The 15,793-nt window shown below is 66.0% G+C and carries 13 protein-coding genes; 6 read left to right on the forward strand and 7 right to left on the reverse strand.

Annotation, left to right across the window (positions count from 1 at the left end; genetic code table 11):
• The first annotated feature begins 37 nt into the window (after positions 1-37).
• A complete protein-coding gene (locus ACIPXZ_RS16005; protein WP_400596108.1) occupies positions 38-442 on the forward strand; it encodes a nuclear transport factor 2 family protein in 405 nt (134 codons plus the stop codon).
• 12 nt (positions 443-454) lie between these two features.
• Here ACIPXZ_RS16005 and ACIPXZ_RS16010 read toward each other — a convergent pair whose 3' ends face one another.
• A complete protein-coding gene (locus tag ACIPXZ_RS16010; RefSeq protein WP_400596110.1) occupies positions 455-1,360 on the reverse strand; it encodes a LysR family transcriptional regulator in 906 nt (301 codons plus the stop codon).
• Positions 1,361-1,430: 70 nt separating this feature from the next.
• Between ACIPXZ_RS16010 and ACIPXZ_RS16015 the strand changes: the two genes are divergently transcribed.
• The 3 genes from ACIPXZ_RS16015 to ACIPXZ_RS16025 all read left to right on the forward strand — a co-directional run bounded on the left by ACIPXZ_RS16015 (position 1,431) and on the right by ACIPXZ_RS16025 (position 8,343).
• Positions 1,431-2,429 carry a YeiH family protein gene (locus ACIPXZ_RS16015; RefSeq protein WP_400596112.1) on the forward strand — a complete coding sequence of 333 codons (999 nt, stop codon included), beginning with the start codon at positions 1,431-1,433 and terminating at the stop codon, positions 2,427-2,429.
• A gap of 292 nt (positions 2,430-2,721) precedes the next feature.
• Positions 2,722-7,050 (forward strand): BNR-4 repeat-containing protein, encoded by a 4,329-nt coding sequence (locus ACIPXZ_RS16020; RefSeq protein ID WP_400596114.1) that lies wholly within the window; start codon positions 2,722-2,724, stop codon positions 7,048-7,050.
• 207 nt (positions 7,051-7,257) lie between these two features.
• On the forward strand, positions 7,258-8,343 hold the full coding sequence (locus ACIPXZ_RS16025; RefSeq protein WP_400596116.1) for an ATP-binding protein: 1,086 nt from the start codon (positions 7,258-7,260) through the stop codon (positions 8,341-8,343).
• A 2-nt stretch (positions 8,344-8,345) separates the two neighbouring features.
• Here the strand turns inward: ACIPXZ_RS16025 and ACIPXZ_RS16030 are convergent, their stop codons facing one another.
• The gene (locus ACIPXZ_RS16030; RefSeq protein ID WP_400596118.1) at positions 8,346-9,227 is read right to left on the reverse strand and encodes a LysR family transcriptional regulator ArgP; all 882 of its coding nucleotides are present in this window, start codon (positions 9,225-9,227) and stop codon (positions 8,346-8,348) included.
• A gap of 70 nt (positions 9,228-9,297) precedes the next feature.
• Here ACIPXZ_RS16030 and ACIPXZ_RS16035 point away from each other — a divergent pair, with 70 nt between their 5' ends.
• Positions 9,298-9,912 carry a LysE/ArgO family amino acid transporter gene (locus ACIPXZ_RS16035; protein WP_400596120.1) on the forward strand — a complete coding sequence of 205 codons (615 nt, stop codon included), beginning with the start codon at positions 9,298-9,300 and terminating at the stop codon, positions 9,910-9,912.
• A gap of 9 nt (positions 9,913-9,921) precedes the next feature.
• Here the strand turns inward: ACIPXZ_RS16035 and ACIPXZ_RS16040 are convergent, their stop codons facing one another.
• Both ACIPXZ_RS16040 and ACIPXZ_RS16045 read right to left on the reverse strand, forming a co-directional pair.
• The gene (locus tag ACIPXZ_RS16040; RefSeq protein ID WP_400596122.1) at positions 9,922-10,320 is read right to left on the reverse strand and encodes a VOC family protein; all 399 of its coding nucleotides are present in this window, start codon (positions 10,318-10,320) and stop codon (positions 9,922-9,924) included.
• Positions 10,321-10,394: 74 nt separating this feature from the next.
• Entirely contained in the window at positions 10,395-10,712 is a 318-nt protein-coding gene (locus tag ACIPXZ_RS16045; protein WP_400596124.1) for an antibiotic biosynthesis monooxygenase family protein, read from the reverse strand.
• 200 nt (positions 10,713-10,912) lie between these two features.
• Here ACIPXZ_RS16045 and ACIPXZ_RS16050 point away from each other — a divergent pair, with 200 nt between their 5' ends.
• Positions 10,913-12,889: an alkaline phosphatase gene (locus ACIPXZ_RS16050; RefSeq protein WP_400596126.1), complete on the forward strand. Its 1,977-nt coding sequence runs from the start codon at positions 10,913-10,915 to the stop codon at positions 12,887-12,889.
• A gap of 98 nt (positions 12,890-12,987) precedes the next feature.
• Here ACIPXZ_RS16050 and ACIPXZ_RS16055 read toward each other — a convergent pair whose 3' ends face one another.
• The 3 genes from ACIPXZ_RS16055 to ACIPXZ_RS16065 are packed head-to-tail and all read right to left on the reverse strand — an operon-like array spanning position 12,988 to position 15,696.
• Complete coding sequence (locus tag ACIPXZ_RS16055) at positions 12,988-13,761, reverse strand: FAD:protein FMN transferase (protein ID WP_400596128.1); 774 nt, start codon at positions 13,759-13,761, stop codon at positions 12,988-12,990.
• A 10-nt stretch (positions 13,762-13,771) separates the two neighbouring features.
• On the reverse strand, positions 13,772-14,272 hold the full coding sequence (locus ACIPXZ_RS16060) for an FMN-binding protein (protein ID WP_400596130.1): 501 nt from the start codon (positions 14,270-14,272) through the stop codon (positions 13,772-13,774).
• The gene (locus ACIPXZ_RS16065; RefSeq protein ID WP_400596132.1) at positions 14,269-15,696 is read right to left on the reverse strand and encodes a ferric reductase-like transmembrane domain-containing protein; all 1,428 of its coding nucleotides are present in this window, start codon (positions 15,694-15,696) and stop codon (positions 14,269-14,271) included. Before ACIPXZ_RS16065 ends, ACIPXZ_RS16060 begins: the two co-directional genes overlap by 4 nt.
• Positions 15,697-15,793 lie beyond the last annotated feature (97 nt).

A 15,793-nucleotide genomic window follows, 5' to 3' on the forward strand; every position in this document is an offset into this window, starting at 1 on the left:
GGCCTTCGCATGGACTGCCCGGCTAGGATTTCAGTCTATGACAGCCAAGACATCGCGCGAAGTGGCCCTGGACTACGTGCGGGCAGTGGGTCGCCAGGCGCCCGTGGAAGAGCTCGCCGAGCACCTCGCCCCGGATTTCGTCTTCCGGGAGTGGCCCAACGTCCTGTCGCCGGAGGCGGCCACCCGGGACCGGGAGAAGACGCTGGACGGATTCGCGCAAGCGCATCTGGTGATCGGGGAACAGCGGTACACGATCGAACGGGTGGTGTCCGAGGGCGATTCCGTGGTCGTGGAGCTTCAATGGGAGGCGACGGCCCGGATGGAGCTTCCGTACTGGTCCATCGGAGACCGGATGCGGGCGCGCATCGTCTCGATCTTCACCGTGAAGGACGGCTTGATCGGGGCGCAGGACAGTTTCGACAGCTATGAGACCCCGGCCTGAACTCGTGCCTCCTCAGGCCTCCGAGAGGGCGTGAATGAGCCGCAGGAAGTCCTGGGCTTCAGCCGGGAGCTGCGGCCGGGCGGGCCACACGGCGCGCAGCGTCCTGCCGAGGACCAGCGAGGGCACCCGGACCTCCACGAGCCGTCCGGTGGACAGCTCGGCCGCGACGGCGAGCCTGCTCACCACCCCCGGTCCGAGTCCGGCGACGACACTGGCCACCAGGGCCGCGTTGCTCCCGACTTCAAGGTAGGAGGGAAGAGGCGCAGACTCCTTAAGCCTGCTCAGGGCCCTGTCGGTCACCTGCCGTGTCCCTGATCCGGCCTCACGGACCACGAGCGTCGTCGAGAGCAGTTCTTCGGCCATGACCGAGTCCCGGCCGGCCCAGGCATGCGTGCCGGGCACGACCAGAAGCAGATCGTCCCGCAGCAGGTCCAGATAGCGATAGCCCGTTTCGACGGTGGGACCCTCCACGAAGCCGAGTTCCGCGGCCCCTTCGCTCAGCCGGGTGAAGACCGATGCTGAGTTGCCGACGTCGAGTGTGACCGTCAGATGCGGGAGCCGCTCGCGTGCCGATGCGAGCCAGGACGGCATGAGGTGTTCGGCGACCGTGAGACTGGCGCAGATCCGCAAAGTGCCGCGTTCCTGGGCCAAAGCCTCCACGGCGTGCTCAAGCTGCCCTGCTGCGAGGAGGACCTCTGCGGCCAGCCCGGCGAGGACCAGCCCCCGGTCCGTGAGTCTGCTGCCGCGCGGTGACCTCTGGACCAGCGGGAACCCGGCGCCGCGTTCCATCGTTTCGAGCAGCCGTGAAGCGTTGGGCTGGGCCAGGCCGAGATGGCGGGCCGCTTCACCGATGCTTCCGGAACGGGCCAAGGCGTCAAGGAGCCGGAAATGCCGTAGATCCCAGTCGCGAACAGTCATATCACCATGATATGACCTCATGCCGGATTGCCGTCTACTGGTGACGGACGCGTCCTGAAAGCATGATTTCATGCCCTCCGTTCGCCAGCTTCCCGGCCTGTTCCTCGCCCTCATGATCTCGCTCGCGAGCTGCCTCCTGGCAGTCTCCCTCCCTCAACTGAGTCCCCTCCTGGTGACCATGGTGGCGGGCGTCGGCGCTCGCAATGCGGGATTGCTCCGAGGCCGGCACGATGCCGGCCTGTCCTATGCGGCCCGGGTCCCGCTCCGGCTCGGCATCGTCCTGCTCGGCTTGCAGTTGTCGGTGCCCATGCTTCTGTCGCTCGGATGGGGCGTTCCACTGCTGGCCATGACCGTGGTCACGACCGGGATCCTGGGAACTCTCGGCCTGGGGCGTCTCCTCGGGGTGGAGCGTCGCCAGGCGCTCCTGGTGGCCTGCGGATTCTCCATCTGCGGGGCCGCGGCCGTCGCGGGTGTCGAGTCGACCGTGGATGCCCGGGAAAAGGAGACCGTCACCGCGGTGGCCCTGGTCGTCCTCTTCGGAACCCTGATGATCCCGCTCCTTCCCGCGCTCGCGAGCCTGCTCGGGCTTCCGGAACGGACCGCCGCCCTCTGGGCCGGGGCATCCGTGCACGAGGTGGGGCAGGTCGTGGCCATCGGGGGAATCCTCGGAGGTGGGGCCCTGGGGCTCGCCGTGACCATGAAACTCGCCCGGGTGCTCATGCTCGCCCCCGTGGCTGCTGCGCTCTCACTCAGCCGCTCACGAGCCCTCGGCGAGCAGACGGACGACGGCGCCCCCGGCGGCGCTCGCAGGCCTCCGCTCGTGCCGCCCTTCCTCGTGGGGTTCCTGGCGGCCGTCGTGCTGCGGAGCGTCGTCCCCGTGCCGCAGGAGGTGCTGGGCGTGGCATCGGCGCTGCAGCAATTCCTGCTTGCCGCGGCCATGTTCGCTTTGGGAGCCGGCGTGCACATCAAGTCGCTGTTGTCAGGAGGAGGACGGCTGCTGGCACTGGCGGCCGGCTCAACGGTGCTGGTCGGCGTCGTGGGCCTGGCCGGCTCGCTGGTCATCGGGTGAGGAGTGCCCGGCACGCTCGAGGCGGAAGGCAAGCCACGTCCCGTGGACCAGATCGCAGCACACTTCGTCGTCCTGGAACTCGGCGGACCGGAACTCAGCCCAGGAGGACTGGATGATTCCAGCGGAGAGACCCTGTGGTCTGCTGGAACACCCTGTGGGACTGGCTTGAAACCAGGCCCGTAGCTCTGTCGTGCATGGGAAGACTGATTCACGTGTTAATCCGAGAATTTCTCTAGAGTTAGAGTCCAGTCGTCCGTTGTGGACTTCGTCGGCATCTTTTTGAGGAGTTTCGATGGGTCGCGTTCGTCGTTCGAGTAGGTGGACCGGGGTCGGGATTGTCAGTGCGCTGATCATGGGTGCTGCTGTGGTGCTTGCGCCGGCTTCAGCTCAGGCTGCGCCCTCGCCGCCGGCTGATTCGGGCTTCACCGATGACTTCGCGACCGCGGCATCGCTCTCGGCATGGACGACCTCGACGGGTACGTGGAGTCAGACCTCCGCATCCGATGGATCGCTGACCGCGAGCGGGGCTGGTAGTGAACGCCTTCTGCTCCGAACGGGTCAAATGCTGGGGGCTGTCAGCACGATCGCCGGCGATTTCCGCGACACCGGTTCGGTCGGCTGGAACGGGCTCGCGGTGAACGTCGGTGCCGATAAGGGCAGTTCGAACCGGGACTACGTGGTCTTCAGGATCAAGCAGGGCACGAGCGGTACTGGCGCGTGGCAGTTGGTTCGGATCACCGCGAGCAACTGGGACGGCGCAGCACTGCGCGTGCTCGCCAGCGGGACAAGCGGCAGCTATGATTCGTCGGCCACGTACACGCTGACACTCGACGCCACACCGGCTGGCTTCTCTCTCGGAGTTGCCAAGAATGGCCAAACCGTCGCGATCGGAGCGAACGGCGCGAATACTGTTTCCGCATCGCTGGAGTCCGGTGACACTCTGCCCGGCGGGGGCGTCGGAGTCTTCTCTCAGGGCGGCACGCCTCTTGTGGGGAAAGTTTCTGTGACGACGTCGGGCACGTCATCGGTTGATTCGTTCACCGGCGCAGACGGTGCGACGTTCGGGACGGGGTGGACGGCTCACGACCGCGCTCCGTGGGCGGTATCCGGCAGCCAGGCGGTTGTTCCCACGGGCGGAACGAATCGCGTGCTCTCGCGAGACGACGTATTGCTCGGGGATGTCTTCAGCGCCCAGGTTGACGTGGCTGCAGGTGCGGGCAGTTCGGCGTGGAACGGACTCGCGCTCAACTACGGCGTGAACGGGTACTACGCGGTGCGCTTCCGGGCACCGGATGCTACAAGACCCGACTACGCCTGGCAGTTGCTGCGGATCCGTTTCGATGCTGAGCAAGATCTCGATAAGAACACGACGCAGCTGGCCTCCTTCGCGACCATCGGTGCGGTGGACGCAAGCAAGCCGATCCGTATCGGTGTGCGTTCGTCGTCGGTCGGGACACTCGACATCACGTTCTCGCAATCATCAGCGGGTGGAACGCCGAACCAGCGTGTTTCGGTGGCCGGTGGCTCCGTGGTGCTGGCCGATGGTGACGTCAGTACCGGCGGAAGGGCCGGGCTCTACGGGGGGTTCGGGACCGGGGCTTTCGATGACTTCCGGGTTGTAACCGGTGGACTGCACACGAGCGCTTTCGGTGACGACTTCGACCGCGCGTCAGCGCCGACGGCGGGGCTCCAGTGGCGCGAGGCACGCGGCGACTGGATGATCGCGGACAACCGTGCGCGCCTGGAATACACCGAGCCGAGCTCTTCCGGCGCAGGCCGCGCACTGCTTCTTCCCGTCGGGATCGATCAGTCGGATCGTGACAGCAGTGTTCGCGCCGTCGTTCGGTTCGATGCGCCTCGCGCCCCAAGCACGCAGGGTGACCAGCTTGCATGGAATGGGGTCGCGCTGAACGCGCGCAGCTGGCGCCGCGACGGAGACAATGCACGAATGGAGGCCTACTACTCCCTCGAGTTGCGCGTATCCGGAACCTCAGCCTTCTGGCGCCTCGCACGCAAGGACGGCCCGGCCTGGCCGACCGCAGTCGACTCAGGATCGTTCCCGGCCATCCCTGGGGGCGCGTACATCCTCAACCTGCAGCAGAAGGACACGAACGCGGACAGGCTCAGCTACTCCATCAGCAGCGGCGCGACGGTTTTGCTCGCTGAACGTTCGAACCTGGTCACCGCCGACGACGCGCCGCGCATCCAAGGCGGAAGTGCAGGCCTGGTTTCCTACTACGGCGAAGCGAGCTTCGATGACTTCCAGTCCCGTTCGTCGAAGGAAATTGTCGAAACAGCACCGGACGCGGTCGGGACCGAAGGTGCGGCCCCACGGGTCACCGCCACTGACCAGACGGATGCGTTCAATAGCCATCAACCCGCAGCAGCGCCAGTCGAAGCCGTGCAGGTTGGCCTCACCGCAGGTAAGTCAACCGTCCCACAGTCGATCCTGACGGATGGGACGACGCAGTACGTCGCCTACTACGACGAGAATGCGGAGCTACGCGTCGGGAAACGAACGATCGATCCGGCCAATCCCTCGAACTCGCAAAGCCAGTTCGTGACGAATGTCGTACAGGACTCGACGCATCCATGGATCGCGGAGGAATCCTTCGACGGTCAGTACCCGTTGGCGACATGGACGACGGCGGCGGGTACGTGGAGCGTCGAATCGGGCAAAGCGACAGCCGTCGCGTCGCCCGGCGTCGAGCAGCTACTACTCCGGAAAAACATCGTCGTCGGCAGCACCTTCAGCGTCGCTGCAGACTCCACGAACACCTCCACCGCCGCCGACTGGAACGGCATCGTCGTCGGCGCGAGCGACCCCAACAACAACGGCCGCTTTGACTACCTCGTCTTCCGTATGAAGCAGGGAGTCGGCGGCGGTGCCTGGCAGTTCATCCGAATCACCGATGGCAACTGGACGGCGCCATCGGTGATCACCAGTGGCGCTGTGGCGGGCAATGTCGCAGGCGGCACCTACCGCCTCGCCGTCACTGGCACCGCTGCGAACAGCTACCGCCTCGAGATCAGCAAGGACGGTCAGCCGGTGGCGAACTCAGCCGTCGGCACACAGCTACCTGCAACCGTGAACGTCACGGGCGCCAATCAGATCAGTCGTGGTGCGGTCGGACTTTTCGCCAGTGACGGGAAGGTCCTCATCGACAACGTCCGCATCGAGACGCCATCAACGACCAGGGCTCTCTACGACGCACACAACTTGATCGCCATGGCGGTCGACCAGCAGAACCAGCTGCACATCGTCGCGAACGTCCACGCATCGCAACTCATCTACTACCGATCAAAATCCGGAACCGATAACCTCGCTGACTTCACGTTCTCCTCCGAACTCGTCCCCACGGCCGGATTGAGCGGCACCGAGAAAACAGATGAAGTCGCCTTCAACGCCAGCATCACCTACCCCGAATTCTCGATCGAAAAAGACCACGCCACCGCGAACCGCCCTCTGTACTTCACCGCACGGCAAGGTGCTTCCGGCAACGGCACATGGAGGGTCTACAAATTCGAGAACGGGGTGTGGACCCATGTGGCGACACCATTCAGTTCAGCCGGCGACAGCCCGACCACCAGCTACAGCGCCTACCCGACATCGCTGCTCAAAAACCGAAGCGAAGACGGCTACTACCACGTGGCCTGGGTGTGGCGCCGCAACGGCGGTGCCACGGATCCGGTCGATGCCTACAGCAACACGAGAATCGGCGCAGCGAAAACCCTCGACTTCGAGCACTGGGTACCCGAATCCGATCCTGGCACCGCAGGAGTGAGCACCACGGCCCCCTTCTCGTACAGCGGCACGACCGGCCTCTATCTCATTGACGACGTGCCCGTCCGAGGGGGTCAACTCGGCCTGAATATCGTGCTTGATTCCACGGGAAAAGCCGTCATCAGCTACGTGAAACTCGACGACGCGGCCTATGGCACCTCAACAGCCGCCAGCGGAGCAAGCGCGTTGGACATACTCAAGAGCCGCTACCTCAACGGGCCGGGACGCACGCAGGTCTACCTGGCACGCTTCCACATGACCCCCACGCCGGCGAACCCGACTGGTGGGGCATGGGACCGCTCACGACTGACCAACTTGAACGTGCGTTGGTCTCCCATCGGCGCTGGGACCATCCCGTCTGACTTCCGGCTCGGGACCCCCACGCTCGATAAAGCGAACTCTGCGACGCACGAATCGATCCTGCGCGTCCCCTACGCAATCCAGGGTGCGCCAAACACAGACCTCAAGGGTGCTGTGCTCGTTGTCGACGAGGCCAGCCTTCGCGTCGTCGCGAACGTCGGGAGCGACAATCCATGGCCTGAGAGCATCAAGGCGGTCCCCGACCCGGCCACCGGCCGCGACGCGGGGTACCTCGGCACGCTCACTGCGTGGGACACGAAGTCGACATTCGCCGATGGCAGCTTCTACGTCATGCGCTGGCAGGGATACAACCCGCAACAGTTCACCGGTGAACTCACCCCGGAAGGCGCTCAGGAAAACAGCGACCGCATCGGCCCCTGGGAACAAGACGCCGCCAAGGCCCGCCTCACCGACCGCGGAATGCTCCCTCTCACCCCACGCCAGCTCTGGGTCTATCGGCTGAAATACGCACCCTGATCGCATGGCACGGTGGTGCCGATCGACCGGATCGGCACCACCGATGCACCGGTCGTCACCAACAAGACAGGCGCAGCCACGTATATCCCTTGGTGGAACGCTCAGCCGCCGACGTTGAATCGGGTCGGCCCTGCTGGCACGGCGGCCTTTCGTCCGAAATTCACCTAATTCATAGAATTCACAATGATTCACCCGTAGGCTAGGGACATGAACAATCCGTTCCGCCCGACCGCAGGTGCCACACCACCCGAACTGATCGGCAGGGAAGGACTCCTGGACGAGTTCATCTACGGTCTCAGGCTCGGCTCCGGCGCGCCTGGACTGCTGACCATCTTCACCGGTGTCCGAGGCGTGGGCAAGACGGTCATGCTCGGGGCCGCAGAAGACGCGGCGTTGGACGCCGGCTGGGCCGTCATCTCGGAGACCGCCACTCCGGGATTCGTGAGCCGCATCGGCGAACACATGCGCCGCCTCACCCGGGAGCTGGGCGAGGGCCGGGCGTCACGCCGGGTCACGGCGCTCTCCGTCGCCGGTTTCGGCGTGACCACGCAGCTTCAGCCGGAAGAACAGGTCCAATGGCGAGACCAGGCGATCGCCCTGCTGGAGCTGCTCGCGGGCAAGGGCTCCGGTCTCATTCTCACCGTGGACGAGATCCACGCCGCCAACCGTGGCGAGCTCGCCTTGCTGGCGGCAGACGTCCAGCACCTCATCAGGGAGGCGCTGCCGATCGGCCTGGTCTTCGCGGGCCTTCCATCTGCCGTCTCGGACCTGCTGAACGAGGGGGTGGCGACCTTCCTGCGACGAGCGGACCGCATCGATCTGCACGCCGCCGACATCGACGACGTCGAACGGTCGCTGCGTGAGACCCTCGCCGAGGGCGGATGGAAACTCACCCAGGCGCGGGCCCGCAGGGCGGCGGAGGCCACCGGGGGATACCCCTTCCTCATCCAGCTGGTCGGCTACTACCTCTGGAAGGAGGCCGAGGCCGGCTCGCTCGACGACGCGTCCGTGGACCGGGCGGTCGCGGCCGCCCGGCGTCGTCATGACCGCACCGTGATCGAAGCCGCGCTCGCGGCCGCGTCGCCCCGGGACCGTGAGTTCCTCGAGGCCATGGCGGACGACGAGCATGAGGTCTCGACCACGGCGGACATCGGCCAGCGCATCGGCATGCGGGCGAGCGCCGTCGGGAACTACCGGACACGGCTCATCGACGCGGGCCTGGTCGAGGCCGCCGGTCATGGAAAGCTGCGTTATGCCATTCCTGGCATGGGGGAGTACTTCCGGGGGCGCTGAATCTAGGGAAGCAGCCTCCGGGAAGCGGCGGTCCTGAGCGCATCCGCGACCAGTCCGAGAGCTTTCGAGGCCACCGCCCACTGCTGCCAGTGAAGACTCACATCCACCGGGTTCGTCCGGTCGAGCACCACAAGTCTCCCGGTGGTGATGCTGTCCTCCGTCTGGATGTCCGGCAGCATCGACCAGCCGATGCCGAGCTCCGTGGCCTTCACGAATTCGGCGCTGGAAGGGATCAGCGTGCATGGGGGCTGTGGCGAGCCCTGGGGAAGGTGGTGGTCCAGGAACCGGGATTGGATGCTGTCCTTGCGGTTGAAATTCAGCATGGGCGCCCGGCTCAGGGATGCTTCATCGACGCCGTCGGGAAACCAGCGCCGAGCGAACCCGGGACTCGCCATCGCGTGGTACCTCATGGTCCCCAGGGGGGTGACCCGGCAGCCCGGGACCGGGCTGGTGTCCGAGGTGATGGCGGCCATGGCGACGCCCTCCCGGAGCCAGGAGGTGGTGTGGTCCTGGTCGTCCACCAGCAACTCGAAACTCTGCCCGTCCAGGGACGCCAGCGCAGGAAGCACCCAGGTGGCGAGAGAATCGGCGTTCACCACGAGCGGTATCCGTCCGCCGTGCGGATCCTCCAGGCCGAGTTCGACGGCGGTCTCCTGCTCCAACAGCGTGATCTGACGGGCGAGCCGCAGCACCGCACGGCCTGGCGGCGTGGGCATGGCCGGCTTGGTACGCAGCAGCAGGACCTTGCCGATCTGCTGCTCAAGGGCGCGGATCCGTTGGCTCACGGCGGAGGGGGTGACGTGGAGAGCGAGCGCGGCCGCGTCGAAGGTGCCGTGCTCGACGACGGCGCTGAGGGCACGGAGCTGATCCGGATGAGCAATCACATTAGCAATTCTAATGGACCGTGAAAATAATTAGCTTCACTTGAGAGCGTCTGCTGGATAGCGTTCTAGGGTGCTTCTCAGTGAATTCCCCGTTTTTCTTGCCGGCCTCGGTGCCGGACTTTCGCTCATCATCGCCATCGGTGCACAGAATGCTTTCGTCCTGCGGCAGGGCTTGCTGCGTGAGCACGTGGCGGCCGTGGTGGTGCTGTGCATGGTCAGCGACGCCGTCCTGATCTTCGCGGGGATCTCCGGCATCGGCGCGATCATCACCGCTGCACCGTGGATCCTTCAGGTGGCCAAGTGGGCAGGGGCCGCTTTCCTGCTCTTCTACGCGTTCACCGCGGCGCGCCGGGTCCTCAGCAAGAACGGTGCATTGTCCACCGCGGGTTCCAGTGGAGGCGGCCTCTGGGCGGCTCTCGGGACCGTGGCCGCACTCACCTGGCTCAATCCCCACGTCTACCTCGACACGGTGCTGTTGCTCGGTTCACTCGGCGCCGCACACGGTGACGCCCGCTGGATCTTCGGAGCCGGAGCGGCTGTGGCCAGCGTGCTGTGGTTCACCCTGCTGGGTTTCGGCGCCAAGTTCCTTGCACCCGTCTTCTCAAAACCCAGAGCCTGGCGGATCCTGGACGGCGCGATCGCGGTCACGATGGTGCTCATCGCACTGCAGTTGCTGGTGAAATGACCGGCGTGCTCAGCCGACGACCACGAGCTCGGCTTCGAAGCCTTGCCCATTGACCAGGTACAGGGCCTCCTGCTGTTCGCCGCCCGCATGCGGGTAGCGGTCGGCGAACAGCTGCTGCCAGTCATGCGCTGCCGCCTCGTCGCGAACGGCGTCCAGCACCGCGCGTGACGGGACGGAGAACGCCACGTGGTTGAGGCCAGGACGATGCCGGTCATGGCTGCGGCCCACGACGTCGGGGGACTGCTCCAGGACCAGATAGAAACCCCCAGGGTGGCGCCAGATCCGCCCCTGGGGCCAGTCGTCTCCGCGGTCGAGGCCGAACCCCAGTCGGTCCAGCAACCAGTTGAAGGACGGGAAGGCGTCCTCCAGGTCATGTGTCCACAACTCGAGATGATGGATGGCGTTCACCCGGGAAGTCTACAAAGAGACCACGAGGACGCCACGCGGGCTGAGAGGGCCGGATGCGATGGTGAAGCGCCGGATCAGAGCTCCGCGACGCTGAAACTCCAGACCTCCGCCGAGACTCCGACAGGCTTGGGACGGGCGGCCGTTTCCCCTGAGTCGCCTCGGCCGTGACCGTGCCCGAAGGATGCCGATGCGCGCCAGGCCTCGTAACTGGCCTCGTCGGCCCAGCGGGTGAGGACGAGCCAGACGGTGCGCCCGTCGGTCGGCTGAAGCAGTTCGAAGCCTTCGAAGCCTGGCTGCCCGTCCACGGCGCCCGCGCGTCCGGCGAACCGTTTGGCCAGTTCGTCTCCGGAGTCGGCGGGCACGGTGATGGCGTTGATCTTGATGATGCTCATGTCTCCATTCTCCAGCCCAGGAGCTTTTCCCGGCGCGAAAGCAGGCCGTCGCTGCCTGGGAGTTCTCCGTGCGTTAACCCTGCCGCTGTGTGCGGGACACCTCCGGTTGGCGCACCCGGCACACCGCTTGGCTAGCGTGCCTCTCTGTCATGACCACCTCCTGGGCGCCAGCCCAGGCCACTGAGAGGCAGCACCCTTTCATGAGTAACGATCAGGATCAGACCCCAAGCTCCGGCTTTTCCCGCCGCAATCTCCTCCGCGTCAGCGGAGGCTCCCTGGCCGCCGTCGCCGTCGTCGGCCTCGGTGACGGCGTGGCTCACGCCGCGACCGTTCAGGCTCCGACGACGGCGGGACTCACCGCCGTCGGACCTCACGCCTTCACGGCCCGCACCATCGGCGCCGAAATCCGTGGCGCTGCCAATGGATCCATCCGCATCCTTCCGCTGAACCGCGCGAAGTTCCTGGTCGGGGCACGCTTCGACCTGCGCGTCGAAGCCGGACAGGTGGACCCGAAGACGGCCCGGATCGAGATCTCCGTTTCCGGCCGTCGCGGCCCGGCCGCCATCCTCAGCGGCACCCCGGTGCGCTCCAGCAGCGCGGCCGACAGCCTTGAGGTCACCTACAAGCAGCTCTCGTACCCCTACGCAGGGGACTTCGTGGTCCGCGTCCGGGTCACCAGCGGCGGAACCACCCGGGAGTTCTCGGTCAATCACGAGGTGGTCGAGGCGAAGAGCCAGGGCCGCAAGGCCCGCAATGTCATCTTCTTCCTCGGCGACGGCATGGGACAGGGCGCCATCACCGGTGCCCGTATCCTCTCCAAGGGCATCACGGAAGGCAAGTACAACGGCCTGCTCGAGATGGATCAGATGGAGGCCCGCGGCATCATCAGCACCTCCGGCTCGGACTCCATCGCCACCGACTCCGCCAACTCCATGCACGCGTACATGACGGGCCACAAGTCCGCGGTCAACGCGCTGGGAGTCTACGAGGGCAACGACCCCGACCCGGACAAGCACCCGCGCGTCGAGACGATGGCCGAGCTGCTCAAGCGGAGCAGGAACATGGCCATCGGTGTCGTCACCACCGCCGAGATCCAGGACGCCACGCCCGCCGCCGTCATGGCGCACACGCGCCGCCGCAGCGAGTACATCTCGATCATGGATCAGGTCCTGGACCCGGTCCGCACCCCCGATGTCCTGATGGGTGGCGGTCTGGCATACCTGCTGCCGAAGAGCCAGAAGGGCTCCAAGCGCCCGGACGAACGGAACCTCGTCAACGAGTTCCGGACCAAGGGCTTCGCGGTCGCGACCAACGCCACAGAACTGCAGCAGGCCGTTCGTGGCCGGGCCCCGCAGAAGCTTCTCGGCCAGTTCCAGATGAGTCACATGAACGTCTATCTGGACCGTGCCGTGCTCAAAGATCCGAAGGTCCTCGGCGACTGGAACGACCAGCCCAAACTGACCGACATGACGGCAGCAGCCCTGAAGGTCCTTGAGAAGAAGCCCAACGGCTTCTTCCTCATGGTGGAGGGCGCCTCCATCGACAAGCAGGAACACCCGATGGACGGCCCCCGGGCGCTCTACGACACCATCGAGTTCGATCAGGCGATCGGCCTGGCCAAGAAGTGGGCCGCAGACCACGGCGAGGAGACGCTCATCGTGGTGTGCGCCGACCACAATCACTCCATGAGCATCGTGGGCACCCACGACCGGCGGAAGAATCAGGACCGGCCGGCCAACGGCGTCTACGGCGAGGCCGGCTTCCCGACGTATGTCGACAGCAACGGCGACGGCTTCCCGGATGATCCGAATCCGGAGATCGGCCTGTTCTTCGGGTGGTCCAACCACCCCGATCACACGGACCACTTCGTCCCCAACCCGGTGCCGGTGCAGCCCTCGCTGCTGGACTCCACGGGCAAGGCGGTGCCGAATCCGGCCCACCAGCCCGGTGGCGAGCTGCAGCAGGGCAATCTGCCGTACACGGAAACCAACTGTGTTCACTGTGTCGACGACGTGGCTCTGGTCGCTTCGGGTCCCGGTTCGGCGGACTTCAACCGATTCCATGACAACACCGAGGTCTTCTTCAGCGTGGTCAACGCCCTGGGACTGAAGGTCAAGGACGGCGGCGTGAAGGGTGGCAAGTCCAAGGACCAGCAGGACGGTGATTCGCAGCACTGAGTGCTGCTCGTCTGGACAGTGCTCGTCCGGACAACGACGGTGGGTACCCGGGTTCTCCGGGTACCCACCGTCGCTTCCGTGGCCCCGTGCGACCCGCCTCAGGCAGCCGGTGCGCCCGCGCCGCCGAGAGACGGTGGCGAGATCCGTGCCCCGAGCCTCGGCGTGACGAGCAGGCCGCCGTCGCGCTCCACGCAGAGGGCGTCGACGTTCCAGCGCGCCTGTGCCATATCGAGACTTCGCCGTCCACCCGCCATGATCGCCGTGGCGAGGACGTCTGCTGTGACGATGTCCTCGGCCAGCACCGAGACCTGAGCGAACCCCTCCCGGCCCGCCGGGCCCCAGATGTGCTCCCCTCGCTCGGAGACGCCCGAGGTGGCAAGCGCCCGCCAGTTCCCGTCCAGCTCGACGGAGGTCAGTAGCGCACCGCGGTCCACGGGGTCCACAATGCCCACGCGCCACGGGTTCCCGAAGTGGTGACCGGAGACCAGCACGTCGCCGCCGGCATTGAGAAGCCAGTCCCGGACGCCCGCATCCCGAAGGATGGCCCCGGAAGCCTCCATCGCCTCAGCCTTGATGATGCCTGAGAGATCGAGCCGGCCGTCGGGGGAGGAGACCGAGAAGGCGGATTCCGTGGCCTCCTGCCAGCCGAGCGCTCGATGCAGACTGGCGCGGAACGGGCTGCTGGCGGACGAAGGTGACTCCTCGCCCCGGGCGATCCTGCTCAGTTCGGAGCGTTCATCGTAGGGGCTGAACCGTTCATCCCAGCACCGGAACTCCTCCTCCAAGGCTTGCCCTATCCGCTGCGGCAGGGACGGGCCCGGTCGCAGGACGCTCACTACGGTGCCCATCGAACGGAAGACCGTGTTGGCCATCAGATGCTCCTCAATGTGCCTGATCCAATGCCGATTGAAGCGACTGGAGGTAGCCCTCCGAGGTGTAGGTCGCTCCCGAGACGGTGTCCACGGACCCCGATTGGGCGGCGAGGACCTCCTGACGGAGGATCGGGGCCGCCATGCTGCTGATCTGCTGCGATCGCCCGTCCCGGTCCGTCAGCTGCAGTGCCACCACATCGGTAATGGTTCCCTTGGACATGACGACTTGGACCTGGACATTTCCATATTGCGTCTGAACCGTGCTCCCTGTGAAGGTGCCTGTGGCACCGGATGTGGAAGACGCCCCTGAGGAGGTGACAGCGGAGGGCGTCGGCGCGACGGTGGCTCCGCTGGACGCCGTCCCATTCCCCGCTGCGGCGGACGAGGTGGCTGACGGCACGACAGCGGCGGCCGCGGCACCGTGCGTGGCAGGCGCCTTGCTCATGCTCCACGCCCCGAGCAGGATCGCAGCAGAGGAGAGCACTCCGCCAAGGGCTGTGCGCGCCCTCACCAGTCGAACCGTTCAACGTGGATCTGATGATCCTTCAGACCAGCCTCGACGGCGTCTTGCGCCACGGATTCGGCCCACTCCGAGGGGCCGCAGATGTAGAGGTCCGAGTCCTTCAAGCGGGGGAAGACGGAGTCCAGGCTGACACCGCGCGCGACCGAAGCGGCGGACAGCCACGGGGAACGAACCTCGGAACGTGCACCGAGATCCGCGTACTGTGCGGTGCCCGAGCTCTGGCACAGAGCCTCCATCTCGTCCAGGAGATAGAGCTGTGACTCCGTCGACGCCCTGAGCAGCACCGTGGCTTCCCCGGGTGACGGGTTGAGGTCTTCGAGGAGGGCGCGCAGGGGAGTGACCCCGATTCCTGCCGCGACCATGGCGACCCGCGGGGAGCTGCGCGCGTCGCGGGTGAAGAGCCCGTACGGCCCTTCGAACAGGACGCGTGTGCCCGGCCGCACGCGGGAGAGAGCGTGGGTCCCCGAACCGGCCGTCCGGACGGTCAGCCGCAACGAACCATCTGCGGGTACTGCAGAGAAGGAGAGAGGGTGCGCGTGCCACCAGTCCCGGGCGCTCAGGAACCGCCAGTTCGCGTACTGTCCGCCGCGGACCCCGAGGCTGTCAAGCCCACGCCCGCTGAGATGGAGAGAAACGACGTCGGGCGCGTGCTGCTCCACCCGCGCGACGCGCAGACCGTGACGGGCGGAGAGCAGGAGAGGCTTGACGATGCGGAACCACAGAATCGCACCGTAGGCGACGACGTAGAGCCCGATCCAGTAGATCCGTTGCACCGTACCCTGCGCCAGGACCCCTCCGATACTCAGCTGGTGCGGCAGGGCCAGCAGCACAGCTGCGTAGCTGAGCAAGTGCGTCAGATGCCACAGCTCATAGGAGAGACGGCGACGCACCGCAAGCAAAGAGGTCACCACGACAGCCAGCAGCAAGGCGAAGGCCAGGTAGCCATACACCAGATCGGTCGAGCTGAAGAAGGCGACCGTCTCCGCGACGACGTCGATCCGGTCCCGCAGCGCGTAACCGACGGTGAGCAGGACCGCATGGGCCAGGATCAGGTAGAGCACCGGTTTGCCGAGCCTGCGATGCCAGGCCATGACCACGTCCTGACCGACAGCACGGTCCAGCCATGGGATCCGAGCAGCCAGCAGCACCATGATGAGGATGAGATTCGTACCTGCGAGGCCGGCGACGATCCCGATGCCGTTCACGGCGTCGGCCGCAGTCTTCAGGTCAGCCAGGCCACCGCTGAGCAGATACAGCGAGACGGCGAAGGCGGTTGAGGCCCAGCAGAGGACGACGGCGAGGTCGGCCGAGAAGAGGCGTCTGCGCAGTGCACGACGATAGTCCGGTCTTCTTTCAGTGTCCCGGCGCCCTGCGGGGGCAAGACGCCAGGCGGGGTCGGCAATCGTGTCCATGGCCAGCTCCTGGGAGTTCAGCTCCCCTGAGAGGGAGTCCTTTCATTGCTCCCATGCTCGCGCCCCCTGCTATGTCGGGGCTGTGTGATGGCTAGCT

The sequence above is a fragment of the Arthrobacter sp. NPDC090010 genome (assembly GCF_044748305.1).
GTDB lineage: Bacteria > Actinomycetota > Actinomycetes > Actinomycetales > Micrococcaceae > Arthrobacter_E.